Genomic DNA, 13,780 nt, shown 5'->3' with positions numbered 1-13,780 from the left:
GATCCTAGGATGCGGGCGTGCAGCGGTCCGCCCCCCGCCGGGCCACCCGGCCCGGTCTCAGTCCAGGCTCTCGCGCGGCGCTGCGGCGGCTGCTGGAGCGGCCCCCGCAGCGCCCGACAGCGACCGTCCTGGTGCTGCTGGTCCTGGCCGTCGGAGCCGCCTCCGCGCGCACCGGCACCGTCCCGCTGACGTCGGTCGTCCCGCTCGTCCTCGTCGGGGCGCTGCTCCTGCGCCTGACCCCGGTGCTCGTCCTGGCCGGGGCCACGGTGCTGGCCCTGCTCGCCTCCATCGTGCTGCGCGCCGACCACCGGCCGCCGGTGACCCCCAGCCTCGTCGTCGTCATCGTGCTCACGACCCTCATGGCCGTGCAGTTCGCCCGCGGCCGTCAGCAGCTCGGCCTCACCGGTTACCTCGGTGAGGCGATGCTCGTCGACCTGCGCGACCGGCTGCTCGCCCAGGGCCGGCTCCCGCCGCTGCCGCCGGGCTGGCACGCCGAGGGGCTGGTCCGCCCCGCCCACGGCGACGCGTTCTCCGGCGACGTCCTGCTGTCCTGCCTGCAGGGGCGGCGGCTGGAGGTCGCCCTCGTCGACGTCTCGGGCAAGGGGCAGGACGCGGGCAGCCGCGGGCTCCTGCTGTCCGGGGCCTTCGGCGGCCTGCTCGGGGCCCTGCCCCCGCACGAGTTCCTGCCCGCGGCCAACCGCCACGTCCTGCGCCTGGGCTGGTTCGAGGGCTTCGCGACCGCGGTGCACGTCGCCGTCGACCTCACCTCCGGGGAGGTCTCGGTGTCCTCGGCCGGGCACCCGCCGGCGGTGCACGCGCACGGGGCCCACGAGGCCGAATTGCTCGAGACGACGACGGGACCGCCGCTGGGGCTGGTCCCCGGCGCGCGGTTCCCGGCCGTGCGCGCCACCCTCGCCCCCGGCGACGCGCTGCTGGTCTACTCCGACGGCGTCGTGGAGCAGCGCGACGTCGACCTCGGCGAGGGGATCGGCGCGCTCGTGGCGCGGCTGCTGTCCCTGGCCCCGGGGGCCCGGCAGGGCGCCCTGGCGGGTCTGGTCGACGACGTCGCGCCGGGGGAGGCCGACGACCGGACCGCCCTGCTGCTGTGGCGCGACGCAGGCTGACTCAGGCGCCGGGGCCGTCCGCGGTCCACGTCGCCGCGACCCGGGCCCCGTGCTCGGCGCCCAGGGTCCCGGCCAGCTCGGCGAGCAGCCGGCCCGCCTCGCGCACGCACACCGCGGGGTCGGGTTCGAGGTCGGTCAGCGCGCGGGCGTCGGTGAACCCCGCGGCCCGCCAGCGCTCCTCGGGCAGGGTCCGGCGGCCGCTGACGACGACCACGGGGGCGGGGACGCGGGCCGCCGCCGCGGCGACGCCGACGGGCGTCTTGCCGCCGAGGGACTGCTCGTCGAAGCTGCCCTCGCCCGTGATGACGAGGGAGGCGCCCACGGTCCGGTGCTCCCAGCCCGCCAGCTCCAGGACGACCTCCACCCCCGGGCGACGGGTGGCGCCGAGCAGCCCCAGGGCCAGGAACCCGACCCCGCCGGCCGCCCCGGCGCCGGGGGTGTCGCGGGCGTCGGTCCCCGTGGCGGCCGCCAGGACGTCGGCGAAGCGCGTCAGCGCCCGGTCCAGCAGGTCGACGTCCGCGGGGCTCGCCCCCTTCTGCGGCCCGAAGACCGCCGCCGCGCCGCGCGGGCCGAGCAGCGGGTTGTCGACGTCGGCCGCCAGCGTGAACCCCGTCGACCCCAGCCGCCGGTCCAGCCCGGACAGGTCGACGCGGTCCAGGTCGAGCAGGGCGGCCCCGCCGTCGGGCAGGTCGTCCCCGGCCGCGTCCAGCAGCCGCCCACCCAGCGCCGTGAGGAGGCCCGCACCCCCGTCGGTGCTCGCGCTGCCCCCGACGGCCAGCACGACGTCGCGGGCCCCGGCGTCCAGGGCGTGGCGCACGAGCTCGCCCGTGCCCCGGGTGGAGGCCGTCAGCGGGGCGTGGGCGCCGCCCGGCAACCGGTCCAGGCCGGACGCCTGCGCCATCTCGACGATCGCCGTGTCCCCGTCGCGCGCGTACGTCGCCTCGACGGGGTCGCCGGTGGGGCCGGCCACGCGGACGGTCACCGCCTGGAAGCCCGCGGAGCCGACGGCGGCCTCGACGGTGCCCTCGCCGCCGTCGGCGACGGGGAGCGTGGTCGAGACGACACCCCACCCGGTCGTGTCCAGCCCCCGTGCCCGGGTGACCTCGAGGAAGACGGTCAGGAAGCCGTCGCGGAAGTTCTCGGCGATCGTGCGCGCCACCTCGGTGGCCGTCAGCGACCCCTTGAACTTGTCGGGCGCCACGACGACGTGGAAGGCCGTCTGCTCGGGGGTCGGCATGTCGCGGACCCTACCGAGGGGGTGGTCCACGACGACGCAGCGGCCGGTCCCCGGGGGAGCCGGCCGCTGCGCGGACCTGGAGCGGGCGACGGGAATCGAACCCGCGTAGCTAGTTTGGAAGACTAGGGCTCTACCATTGAGCTACGCCCGCACGCGGTCACGGGTGACCACGCGGTCGAGACGCTCTCGTGGTGCGCCTCGGAGGACAGCCTAGCGGGTCGTGAGCGGTAGCCTGCTGCCTGTGCCGCCCGCGGGGTGGTGCGCGGGGTGTGGCGCAGCTTGGTAGCGCGTCCGCTTTGGGAGCGGAAGGCCCCCGGTTCGAATCCGGGTACCCCGACGGACACGCGTCCGGCCACCGTGCGGTCGGTCGTGCAGTGATGGGCCCCGGCGCGGACGGCTACGCTTTCGCGGTGCGCCGGGGCTGCCCCGGCGTGCCGCACGCCTGACCACGACCTCCGCCGTGCGCGGAGAGACCCCAGGAGACCCCTGCTGTGAAGAGCGACGTCGAGACCCTCAACGCGACCCGGGTGAAGTTCACCGTCGAGGTCGGCTACGACGAGCTGAAGCCCAGTCTCGACAAGGCGTACAAGTCGATCGCCGGTCAGGTGCAGGTCCCCGGCTTCCGCAAGGGCAAGGTGCCCCCGCGCGTCATCGACCAGCGCTTCGGCCGTGCCGTCGTGCTGGAGGAGGCCGTCAACGACGCGCTGCCGAAGTTCTACCAGCAGGCCGTGGAGGCCTCGGACTTCCTGCCCCTGGGCTCCCCGACCGTCGACGTCTCCCAGGCCCCGGACCCGGCCAACGGCGGGGACCTGAAGTTCTCCGTCGAGGTGGACGTCCGCCCGACGCTGGAGCTGCCCGACCTGTCCACCATCGAGGTGACGGTCGACGACCTGCAGGTGCCGCAGGAGGAGGTCGAGACCCGTCTGACCTCCCTGCGCGAGCGCTTCGGCACCCTCACCGGCGTCGACCGCGCCGCCGCCGACGGCGACTTCGTCTCCATCGACCTGCTCGCCGAGATCGACGGCGAGGAGATCGAGAGCGCCAAGGGCATCAGCTACCGCATCGGCCAGGGCAACATGATCGACGGGCTCGACGAGGCCCTGACCGGTGTCGCCGCCGAGGGCACCACCACCTTCACCGCCCCGCTGGCCGGCGGCGACCGCCAGGGCCAGGACGCGCAGATCACCGTCACCGTGCAGTCGGTGAAGGAGCGCGTGCTGCCCGAGGCCGACGACGACTTCGCCCAGCTCGCGAGCGAGTTCGACACCCTCGAGGAGCTCAAGGCCGACCTGCTGACCCAGGTCGAGCAGTCCAAGAAGTTCGAGCAGGGCCTGCAGGCGCGCGACAAGGTCCTGGAGAAGCTGCTCGAGGTCGTCGAGGTGCCGGTGCCGGTCTCCCTCGTCGAGGCCGAGATCCACGCCCACCTCGAGCGCGAGAGCCGCCTGGAGGACGCCGAGCACCGCGCCGAGATCGCCGAGTCCACCGAGCAGGCGATCCGCAGCCAGCTGCTGCTGGACGCCCTCGCCGAGCGCGAGGAGATCGGCGTCGAGCAGGGCGAGCTCATCGAGTACCTCGTCGGGCAGGCCCAGCAGTACGGCATGGACCCCAACCAGTTCGTCCAGATGGTCGACGGCGCCGGCCAGGTGCCCTCGATGGTCTCCGAGGTCCGCCGCCGCAAGGCGCTCGCGGTCGCCATGGAGCAGGCCACCGTCAAGGACGCCTCGGGCAACGCGGTCGACCTCGAGGAGCTCGTCGGCGGCGACGACGAGACCACGGACGAGGCTGCGGACGAGGCCGTCGAGAGCCCCGCCACCGAGGCCGGCGAGACCGTCGACCCGACCGGTGAGGACGAGCAGGCCGCGGCCGAGCAGGTCGGCGACCAGGAGCCGGCGCAGGAGTCGGGCAAGAGCTGATCCCCGCCGCTGTGGGCGCACCGCACCCGGTGCGCCCACAGCGAAAAGGGCCCTGCCCCGACATGGTCGTCGGGGCCTGCGCGTTAGGGTCGATCGAGATCGGCGGAGCATCCGCCGGACCCTCCCGGACACGTCCGGGGTGGGTGGTCGACGCCAGGAGAGGGCCAGGGAACAGCGTGAGCGAGATCTTGAGCGCACCGGGACTGGTGACGCCGCAGGCCCGCACGGGTCAGCCGGGCATGGGCCTGGACGACAACGTCTACCAGCGGCTGCTGCAGCAGCGGATCATCTGGCTCGGGACCGAGGTCCGGGACGACATGGCCAACGCCATCTGCGCGCAGCTCCTGCTGCTGGCCGCGGAGGACCCGGACGCGGACATCTTCATGTACATCAACTCGCCCGGCGGCTCGGTGTCCGCCGGCATGTCGATCTACGACACCATGCAGTACATCAAGCCGGACGTGGCGACGATCGCCACCGGCATGGCGGCCTCGATGGGCCAGTTCCTGCTCTGCGCGGGGGCCCCGGGCAAGCGCTCGGCGCTGCCGCACGCGAAGATCATGATGCACCAGCCGCTCGGCGGGCTGGGCGGTTCGGCCTCGGACATCAAGATCCTGGCCGAGCAGATCATCGCCACGAAGCGGCAGATGGCCGAGCTCATCGCCCAGCACTCGGGCCAGACGTTCGAGACCATCACCCGCGACTCCGACCGCGACCGCTGGTTCTCGGCGGAGCAGGCCAAGGAGTACGGGCTCATCGACCACGTCGTGGGCCACACCAGCGAGGTCGAGGGCGGGGGCGGCACCGGTGCCTGAGCTGTTCCGCCCGCCGTTCACCGCCTCGAGGGGAGACCGCCCGATGAACCCGCACAACCCGCAGGCCCGCCTCAACCCGGCCTACGACCAGTCCGCCCGGTACGTGCTCCCGCAGTTCGAGGAGCGCACCTCCTACGGCATGAAGCGCTCGGACCCGTACACCAAGCTCTTCGAGGACCGCATCATCTTCCTCGGCGTGCAGGTGGACGACGCCTCGGCCGACGACATCATCGCCCAGCTCATCGTCCTGGAGTCCCAGGACACCGAGCGCGACATCATCATGTACATCAACTCCCCGGGCGGGTCCTTCACGGCCCTGACGGCGATCTACGACACGATGATGTACATCCGGCCCGACATCCAGACGTACTGCATGGGTCAGGCCGCCTCGGCCGCCGCGGTGCTCCTGGCCGCCGGTGCCCCGGGCAAGCGGTTCGCGCTGCCGAACTCGCGCATCCTCATCCACCAGCCGGCCATGGCCGGCGGGGACTACGGGCAGGCCTCCGACCTGGAGATCCAGGCCAACGAGATCCTGCGGATGCGCTCCTGGCTGGAGAGCACGCTCGCGTTCCACTCCCACCGCACGGCCGACCAGGTCCGTGAGGACATCGAGCGCGACAAGTTCCTCACCGCGACCGAGGCCGTGGAGTACGGCCTCATCGACGAGGTGCTGACGAGCCGGAAGGCGTCCGCCCCCTCCCTGTGAGGTCACTTCGCGTCACTCGTGTGCAGCAGTGAGTGATGTCATTCCACGCTTCCGGGGGGCCGGTCTGGCACCGTGTCCCCCGGGAGCGTCTAATGAGTCGGGCGAGGTGGACCCGGCAGGTAGCGTGGGTCGGACCGGCGGGGTGCGACGGGCCGGTGACCGGTCCTCGCGTCCGGTAGCGGCAGCACCCCGCACGTCGAGGAGAGGATTCGTCGGTGGCACGCATCGGTGACGGTGGCGATCTGCTGAAGTGCTCGTTCTGCGGCAAGAGCCAGAAGCAGGTCAAGAAGCTCATCGCGGGCCCAGGGGTCTACATCTGCGACGAGTGCATCGACCTCTGCAACGAGATCATCGAGGAGGAGCTCGCCGAGGCCAACGACCTGGGCCTGGTGGAGCTGCCGAAGCCGAAGGAGATCTTCGACTTCCTCGACCAGTACGTGATCGGCCAGTCGACGGCGAAGAAGTCGCTCGCGGTGGCCGTCTACAACCACTACAAGCGCATCCAGGTCGGTGAGGCCGCCGGCAGCGGCAAGGCCCGCGGCGAGGACGCCGTCGAGATCTCCAAGTCCAACATCCTGCTCATCGGGCCGACGGGCTGCGGCAAGACGTACCTGGCCCAGACGTTGGCCAAGATGCTCAACGTCCCCTTCGCCATCGCCGACGCCACGGCGCTGACCGAGGCCGGCTACGTCGGCGAGGACGTCGAGAACATCCTGCTCAAGCTCATCCAGGCCGCCGACTACGACGTCAAGAAGGCCGAGACGGGCATCATCTACATCGACGAGGTCGACAAGATCGCCCGCAAGTCCGAGAACCCCTCCATCACGCGGGACGTCTCGGGCGAGGGCGTGCAGCAGGCCCTGCTGAAGATCCTGGAGGGCACCACGGCCTCGGTGCCGCCGCAGGGCGGGCGCAAGCACCCGCACCAGGAGTTCATCCAGATCGACACCACGAACGTCCTGTTCATCGTGGGCGGGGCCTTCGCGGGTCTGGACCGGATCATCGAGGCCCGTTCGGGCAAGCAGGGCCTGGGCTTCGGCGCGCAGCTGCGGTCGGCCACGGAGAAGAAGGCCGAGCCGTCCTTCGCCGACGTCATGCCCGAGGACCTCATGAAGTTCGGGCTCATCCCCGAGTTCATCGGGCGCCTGCCGGTCATCACGAGCGTGGAGAACCTCGACCGGGACGCCCTGGTGCAGATCCTCACCCAGCCCCGCAACGCCCTGGCCAAGCAGTACCAGCGGATGTTCGAGCTGGACGGCGTGGAGCTGGAGTTCTCCGACGACGCCCTGGAGGCCGTGGCCGACCAGGCCATCCTGCGGGGGACCGGTGCCCGCGGTCTGCGCGCGATCATCGAGGAGGTCCTGCTCCCGGTGATGTTCGACGTGCCCAGCCGCGACGACATCGCCCGCGTCGTGGTGACCCGCGAGGTCGTGCTCAAGAACGTCAACCCGACGCTCGTCCCGCGCGAGGCCCCGGCCCGCAAGTCCCCCCGGGAGCGCCGCGAGAAGTCGGCCTGACCGGCCGTCGCCGGCCGCTGAACGCCCGAGAGCCCCGCACCGTCCGGTGCGGGGCTCTCGGGCGTCCCGGGGGACCCTCGCGCGCGGCCTACTGCTGCAGGACGGCCTCGACGTCGATCTGGACCTTCAGCGTCGTGCCGAAGACGGCCACGCCGATGCCGACGGCCTGGTTCCAGTTCATCGTGAAGTCGTCGCGGTGCAGCTCCGTCGTCGCGGAGAACGCCGCGCGCGTGCCGCCCCAGGGGTCGGGGCCGGAGCCGGCGTAGGACAGCTGCAGCTGCACCGGGCGCGTCGTGGCCAGCAGCGTCAGGTCGCCGGCCAGGACCCACCCGTCGGCCCCGCGCTGGACCCCCGTCGCGGTGAAGGTCAGCGTCGGGTGCCGGTCGGTGTCCAGGAAGTCCGCCGAGCGCAGGTGCTCGTCGCGCTGGGCGTTGCCGGTGTCGATCGTCGTGGCGTCGATCTCGACCTGCACGCTCGCGCGGGTCACGTCCTCGGGGACGGTGATGACCCCGGAGAAGCCCGTGAACCGCCCGTTCACCGCGGCCAGGCCGAGGTGGTGGGCCCGGGCCGAGATCGAGGAGTGCGTGACGTCGATGGCCCACACGCCGGGCGGCGGCACGTCGCTGCCGCCCTGGCGGCGCAGCCGCACCTCACCGATCCGCCAGGACCCCTCGCCCGGGGCCACGACGCTGGTGGCGCGCGGTTCGTGGGCCGCGGCGGCGACGAGCATGGTCGCCGCCCCCGCGGGCACCCCCGCGAGCGCGAACCCGCCGTCGCCGGCGGTCACCGCGCGCGCCACCTGGGTGCCGTCGGCGCCCAGCAGCGTCACCGAGGCCCCCGTGACGGGCCAGCCCTCGCGGTCCAGCACGCGTCCCTCCCCGGTGACCCCCGGCGCGGGGACGGTCTGCCGGGGCGTGGCCGAGGGGGCCGAGGGGTCCGGGCTCACCGCTGCTCCGAGCGGGACTCGAACCGGGTCAGGTCCAGCGTGGCGCCGCCCTCGCGGGCGCCGAGGGTGATCTGGGCGGCGGACACGGTGTCCTCCTCGATGTCGACGGACGTGGCGACCGGGGCGTACCCGGCGGCGGTCAGCGTGTAGTGGCCGCCGGCGAGGTCCTCGAAGGCGTAGCTGCCGTCGGGGGCGGTGACGACCGAGCCGACCACCTCGCCGTCGGCGTCCACGAGCGTCACCGTCGCCTCGCGCAGGACCCGGCCGTCGCTGGCGGCGACGACCGTGCCGGTGAGGCGCCCGCCACCGGTCAGGACGAGGTCGCAGGCCAGGGCCCCGGAGTCCGGGACCTCGACGCTGCGGGCCAGCGGCCGGTGCGTCTGGCTCTGGGCGGTCAGCACGTAGGTGCCGCCCATGAGCTGGTCGAACGCGTACCCGCCGCCCCCGTCGCTGCGGGTGGAGCCGACGACCTCACCGGTGACGTCGGTGAGGGTCACCAGGGCGCCCTGGACGCCGGTGGTGCGGCCCTCGTGGGCGTCGGGGCCCTCCGGCGGCGTGTGCGCCAGGACGCGGCCGGTGATGGCCGAGCGGCCGGCCAGGACGACGTCGCGGGTGACGGAGGTGTTCCCGACGCCGACGAGGGTGGCCGAGGGCGCCACGTGCGCGGCGGCGACGATCAGCAGGTAGGTGCCACCGGTCGGCAGCGCCAGGGAGTAGGCACCGTCGTCCCCGGTGCTGGTGCGGGCGACCTGCTGCCCGGACTGGTCGGCGAGGGTGACGACCGCACCCACCAGCGGTCGCCGGTCGTGGTGGCGGACCGTGCCGGACAGCGACAGGCCGGCGTCGGTGCGGGGGGACTGGGCGGGCACGCTGGGGATCTCCTCCCGGTCGGGGTGCGGGCGACCGTTCACCTGGCCGCTCAGCCGGCCGTCGGTGTGCTCGACCGTCCCGCCGATCCTCGCACTGCCGACGCCCTCCTGGCCCGTCGTGGCCGCGACGGCCGTGGCCGAGGTGCGGTCGGGGGTCTCGGGCGCGTCGTCGTCGGTGCGCAGCGCGCGTTCCTTGAAGAAGATCGTGATGAGGAAGGCGATGAGCGCGAAGGGGGCGGCGATGAGGAACACGTCGGCGATGGAGGAGCCGTAGGCGGACTGCACGATCGAGCGCACCGGCTCGGGGATCGCGCGCAGGTCCGGGACGCCGGTCGAGGAGCCCATCGACGCCAGGGCCTGGCCCGGGTCGATGCGGGCGGCGCGCAGGCCGTCCTCGAGGTGGTCGGTGACCCGGTGGCCCAGGACGGCGCCGAGCGCGGAGACGCCGATGGCACCACCGAGGCTGCGGGCGAAGGCGACGAAGGAGCTGGCCGAGCCGAGGTCGCGGGGTTCGACGACGTTCTGCACGGCCAGGACGAGGTTCTGCATCATCATCCCGACGCCCAGGCCGATGAGGGCCATGAACGGGGCGACGACCCAGTAGTTCGTGTCGTACTCGATGGTGCCCATGAGGCCGAGCCCGGCCGTCAGGAGGACACCGCCGGTGACCAGCCAGCCCTTCCACCGGCCGGTGCGGGTGATGAACTGCCCGGCGACGGTGGAGGCGAGGAAGAGCCCGAGGATCATCGGGATGGTCATGACGCCGGCCGTGGTGGGGGACTCCCCGCGGGCCAGCTGGAAGTACTGGCTGAGGAAGATCGTGGCGCCGAACATCGCGACGCCGACGAAGAGGCTGGCCGCGGCCGACAGGGCGATCGTCGGGTTGCGGAAGAACTTCAGCGGGACGATCGGCTCGGCGGCGCGGTGCTCGGCGAGGACGGCCAGGGCGAGCAGGACGACACCGGCGGCCACGAGGGCGACGGTCCACCACGACGCCCAGTCGAACTGGTTGCCGGCCAGGGAGACCCAGATGAGCAGGGCGGAGATGCCGGCGGCGAGCAGCACGGCGCCGACGTAGTCGATCGAGACCGCGCGCGTGGGCTGCGGGGGCAGCTTCAGGCGGGTCTGCAGCACGATGAAGGCGATGACGGCGAACGGGATGCCGACGTAGAAGCACCAGTGCCAGGACAGGTGCTCGGTGAGGACACCGCCGATGAGCGGCCCGCCGACCGTCGCGAGCGCGAAGGTGGCCCCGAGGTAGCCGGAGTACCGGCCGCGTTCACGGGGGGTGACCATCGAGGCGAGGATCACCTGGGCGAGGGCGAGCAGACCGCCGCCGCCCAGTCCCTGGAAGACCCGCAGGGTGATGAGCATGCCCATGCTGGTCGACAGCCCCGCGATGGCCGAGGCCACCACGAAGATGACCAGGGCGATCTGGACGAGCAGCTTCTTGGAGAAGAGGTCGGCCAGCTTGCCCCAGATGGGCGTGGAGATGGTGGTGGCCAGCAGGGCCGCGGTGACGACCCAGGTGTAGCCCGACTCGGTGCCGTTCAGGTCGTTGACGATGCGCGGCAGCGCGTTGGAGACGACCGTGGAGGACAGGATGGCGACGAACATGCCCAGCAGCAGGCCCGAGAGGGCCTCCAGGACCTGGGCGTGGGTCATCTTCGGGGGGCCACCGGGTCCGGTGCCCGTGGTGGACGTCGTGTCGACGTCGGTGGTGCTGCTCATGCGTTCCCCTGCAACTGCTTCTGGTGGCTGGTCGGGTGGGTGGTGGGGCGGCTGGTGGGACGGGCGGTCTGCCGGTCGGCGTCGGGGGGCGGGTCGGGACGGGCTTCGACCGCTGCGACGAGGCGGCCCAGCAGCCGGGTGAGGTCGCCGACCTCCTCGTCGTGCCAGTCGTCGAGGTGGCCCACGAGCCGGCCGACGACGGCGCGGCGGGCGGTCCGCAGTTCCTGCGTACCCGCCGGGGTGATGCTCAACCGGTGGGAGCGGCCGTCGGCGGGGTCGGGGTAGGAGGTGAGCAGTCCGCGCTGCTTGAGGTGGCCGACCTGCCGGCTCACGGTCGACAGGTCGAGGGAGAGGTGCTCGGCGACCTCGCTGACGCGCAGCGGGCCGTGCTGGACGACGACGGCGAGGGTCGCGACCGCCGGGGTGCTGTGCGTGCCCACCAGGGATCGCCGGGCCCGGAGCAGGTCCGGGAACACGTCGACGAGCGCGGCGCACGCGTGGGGTGTGGCCATGACGACCTCGACTCGATCGGTTGGTGTGTGCAAGCAACTATAGGACGAGTTGGTTGCTCCATGCAACCCCGAGGTCGTGGGCCGGCGCACGCGCCGCACCCCCGCGCCCGGGTCCGGGCGCGGGGGTGCGGGGGAGGGCTCAGATGGCCGAGTTGAGGCGGTGCAGCAGGTCGGCGAGCGCCGTCATGTCGCTCTCGGGCCAGCCGTCCAGCCGCGTGTGCAGCCGCTGCCGGCGGGCGGCGCGGGCGGCGTGCACCTTCTCCAGGCCGTCGGGGGACAGGGTCAGGCGCACGGCCCGCCCGTCGGTGGGGTCGGCCTCGCGGCTGACCAGGCCCAGGCGCTCGAGGAGCTGGACCTGCCGGGACAGCGTCGGTTTGCCGATGCCGAAGAACGAGGCCAGGTCCGAGGGGCGCGACTCCCCGACGTCGTCGAGGCGCACCAGGAGGCTGTAGGCCTCCGGTTCCAGGTCCGGGTGCACGCTGCGCGCGGTCTCCCGGTTGATGGCGCGTGAGCGCCGCAGGAGCACGGCGAGTTCGCGTTCCAGCGCTTCGGCGGGGCCACTGACCATCCCCGGAACCTACCGGCCCGCCCGCCCGGCGGGGCAGGGGCCCGGGACACGCCGGGGTCGGGAGGCTTGTCGGGTCGGCCCCGGCCGCCTACTGTCCCGGACAGATGCATCGAACCGATGCATCGTGGAGGAGTCAACGGGGGAGTTGGTCGTGGTCCGCAAACGCGGCGACGTCGTGCTGCTGGCGGTCCTGGCGCTGCTGGCCGACGGCCCGATGCACGGGTACGAGGTGCGCAAGCGGCTCGACCAGCGCCTCGGGGTGTTCCGGGCCCTGAGCTACGGGACGCTGTACCCCGCGCTGCGCGCCCTGCAGGCCGGGGGCTGCGTCACCGAGACGACCGAGCAGCGCCTGCCGGGCACCATCAGCCCCAAGCGCGCCCGCGTCGTCTACGAGATCACCGCCCACGGCCGCGACCGGCTCAGCACGATGCTCGAGGAGTCCGGGCCCGAGGCGTGGGAGGACGACGCGTTCGGCGTCCACTTCGCCCTCTTCGGCAAGGTCGCCCCGCGCACCCGGCTGCGCGTCCTGGAGGGCCGCCGGACCCGGCTGCTCGAACGCCTGGAGCAGATGAACCGCTCCATCGAGCGCACCCAGGCCCAGCTCGACTCCTACGCCCTGGAGGCCCAGCGGCACGGTCTGGAGACCGTGCGCAGCGAGGTCGACTGGCTCGAACGCCTCATCACCGCCGAACACCACCCCTCCCTGAAGGAGAACCACTGATGGCAGGTCCCATCCGCGTCGCGATCGTCGGCGTCGGCAACTGCGCCGCCTCCCTCGTCCAGGGCGTGCACTACTACCGCGACGCCGACCCGTCGCAGTCCGTCCCCGGGCTCATGCACGTGCAGTTCGGCGACTACCACGTGCGCGACGTGGAGTTCGTCGCCGCGTTCGACGTCGACGACAAGAAGGTCGGTCTCGACCTCGCCGACGCCATCGGCGCCTCGGAGAACAACACCGTCAAGATCTGCGACGTCCCGGCCACGGGCGTGACCGTCCAGCGCGGCCACACCCTCGACGGCCTGGGCAAGTACTACCGCGAGACGATCAGCGAGTCCGCGGCCGAGCCGGTCGACGTCGTCGCCGCGCTGCGCGAGACGAAGGCCGACGTCCTCGTCTGCTACCTGCCCGTGGGGTCCGAGGACGCGGCGATGTTCTACGCCCAGTGCGCGATCGACGCCAAGGTCGCCTTCGTCAACGCCCTGCCCGTGTTCATCGCCGGCACCCCGGAGTGGGCGCAGAAGTTCACCGACGCCGGGGTCCCGATCGTCGGTGACGACATCAAGTCCCAGGTCGGGGCGACCATCACCCACCGCGTCCTGGCCAAGCTGCTGGAGGACCGCGGGATCAAGCTGGAGCGGACGTACCAGCTCAACGTCGGCGGCAACATGGACTTCAAGAACATGCTCGAGCGCGACCGCCTGGAGTCCAAGAAGATCTCCAAGACCCAGGCCGTCACCTCCAACGTCGAGGCCGACTTCGGCACCCGCAACGTCCACATCGGCCCCAGCGACTACGTCCAGTGGCTCGACGACCGCAAGTGGGCCTACGTCCGCCTGGAGGGCAAGGCCTTCGGCGACGTCCCGCTGAACCTGGAGTACAAGCTGGAGGTCTGGGACTCCCCGAACTCCGCCGGCGTCATCATCGACGCCGTCCGCGCCGCCAAGATCGGCCTGGACCGCGGCATCGGCGGCCCGCTGCTGTCCCCCTCGGCCTACTTCATGAAGTCCCCGCCGGAGCAGCGCGACGACGAGACCGGCCGCGCCGGCGTCGAGGCGTTCATCGCGGGCACCGTCGAGCGCTGACCCCACGCCGACCTCACGCTGACCCCGCGCCGACCGCGG

At 72.7% G+C, this 13,780-nt stretch carries 12 protein-coding genes and 2 tRNA genes; 8 read left to right on the top strand and 6 right to left on the bottom strand.

The window, feature by feature from the left end:
* Positions 1 to 17: 17 nt before the first annotated feature.
* Positions 18 to 1,124 (top strand): PP2C family protein-serine/threonine phosphatase, encoded by a 1,107-nt coding sequence (locus AB2L27_RS06095; RefSeq protein ID WP_370440579.1) that lies wholly within the window; start codon positions 18 to 20, stop codon positions 1,122 to 1,124.
* 1 nt (position 1,125) lies between these two features.
* Here the strand turns inward: AB2L27_RS06095 and AB2L27_RS06090 are convergent, their stop codons facing one another.
* Positions 1,126 to 2,361, bottom strand: coding sequence for a glycerate kinase (locus AB2L27_RS06090; protein WP_370440578.1), 1,236 nt, complete (start codon positions 2,359 to 2,361; stop codon positions 1,126 to 1,128).
* A 77-nt stretch (positions 2,362 to 2,438) separates the two neighbouring features.
* A tRNA-Gly gene (locus tag AB2L27_RS06085) sits at positions 2,439 to 2,512 on the bottom strand.
* A gap of 112 nt (positions 2,513 to 2,624) precedes the next feature.
* Here AB2L27_RS06085 and AB2L27_RS06080 point away from each other — a divergent pair.
* From AB2L27_RS06080 to clpX, 5 genes are all read left to right on the top strand, one after another.
* A tRNA-Pro gene (locus tag AB2L27_RS06080) sits at positions 2,625 to 2,698 on the top strand.
* A 154-nt stretch (positions 2,699 to 2,852) separates the two neighbouring features.
* Positions 2,853 to 4,274 carry a trigger factor gene (gene tig, locus AB2L27_RS06075; protein ID WP_370440577.1) on the top strand — a complete coding sequence of 474 codons (1,422 nt, stop codon included), beginning with the start codon at positions 2,853 to 2,855 and terminating at the stop codon, positions 4,272 to 4,274.
* A gap of 176 nt (positions 4,275 to 4,450) precedes the next feature.
* A complete protein-coding gene (locus AB2L27_RS06070) occupies positions 4,451 to 5,089 on the top strand; it encodes a ClpP family protease (protein WP_370440576.1) in 639 nt (212 codons plus the stop codon).
* Positions 5,090 to 5,132: 43 nt separating this feature from the next.
* Complete coding sequence (locus tag AB2L27_RS06065; RefSeq protein WP_370440600.1) at positions 5,133 to 5,795, top strand: ATP-dependent Clp protease proteolytic subunit; 663 nt, start codon at positions 5,133 to 5,135, stop codon at positions 5,793 to 5,795.
* Positions 5,796 to 6,010: 215 nt separating this feature from the next.
* A complete protein-coding gene (clpX, locus tag AB2L27_RS06060; RefSeq protein ID WP_370440575.1) occupies positions 6,011 to 7,312 on the top strand; it encodes an ATP-dependent Clp protease ATP-binding subunit ClpX in 1,302 nt (433 codons plus the stop codon).
* A gap of 88 nt (positions 7,313 to 7,400) precedes the next feature.
* Here the strand turns inward: clpX and AB2L27_RS06055 are convergent, their stop codons facing one another.
* The 4 genes from AB2L27_RS06055 to AB2L27_RS06040 form a co-directional block, all read right to left on the bottom strand.
* Positions 7,401 to 8,258 (bottom strand): YceI family protein, encoded by an 858-nt coding sequence (locus AB2L27_RS06055; protein WP_370440574.1) that lies wholly within the window; start codon positions 8,256 to 8,258, stop codon positions 7,401 to 7,403.
* Complete coding sequence (locus AB2L27_RS06050; RefSeq protein ID WP_463605043.1) at positions 8,255 to 10,792, bottom strand: MFS transporter; 2,538 nt, start codon at positions 10,790 to 10,792, stop codon at positions 8,255 to 8,257. The genes AB2L27_RS06055 and AB2L27_RS06050 overlap by 4 nt, the downstream gene beginning before the upstream one ends.
* A gap of 62 nt (positions 10,793 to 10,854) precedes the next feature.
* Positions 10,855 to 11,370 carry a MarR family winged helix-turn-helix transcriptional regulator gene (locus AB2L27_RS06045; protein ID WP_370440572.1) on the bottom strand — a complete coding sequence of 172 codons (516 nt, stop codon included), beginning with the start codon at positions 11,368 to 11,370 and terminating at the stop codon, positions 10,855 to 10,857.
* 139 nt (positions 11,371 to 11,509) lie between these two features.
* Positions 11,510 to 11,938, bottom strand: coding sequence for a MarR family winged helix-turn-helix transcriptional regulator (locus AB2L27_RS06040; RefSeq protein WP_370440571.1), 429 nt, complete (start codon positions 11,936 to 11,938; stop codon positions 11,510 to 11,512).
* A 151-nt stretch (positions 11,939 to 12,089) separates the two neighbouring features.
* On the opposite strand from AB2L27_RS06040, the gene AB2L27_RS06035 reads away from it, so the two are divergent.
* Both AB2L27_RS06035 and AB2L27_RS06030 read left to right on the top strand, forming a co-directional pair.
* Positions 12,090 to 12,659, top strand: coding sequence for a PadR family transcriptional regulator (locus AB2L27_RS06035; RefSeq protein WP_370440570.1), 570 nt, complete (start codon positions 12,090 to 12,092; stop codon positions 12,657 to 12,659).
* Complete coding sequence (locus AB2L27_RS06030) at positions 12,659 to 13,741, top strand: inositol-3-phosphate synthase (RefSeq protein WP_370440569.1); 1,083 nt, start codon at positions 12,659 to 12,661, stop codon at positions 13,739 to 13,741. Before AB2L27_RS06035 ends, AB2L27_RS06030 begins: the two co-directional genes overlap by 1 nt.
* Positions 13,742 to 13,780: the final 39 nt, after the last annotated feature.

Origin of the sequence: Kineococcus halophytocola (assembly GCF_041276425.1) — a bacterium.
Taxonomy (GTDB): Bacteria; Actinomycetota; Actinomycetes; order Actinomycetales; family Kineococcaceae; genus Kineococcus; species Kineococcus halophytocola.
This window is presented reverse-complemented; position numbering and strand designations above follow the sequence as displayed.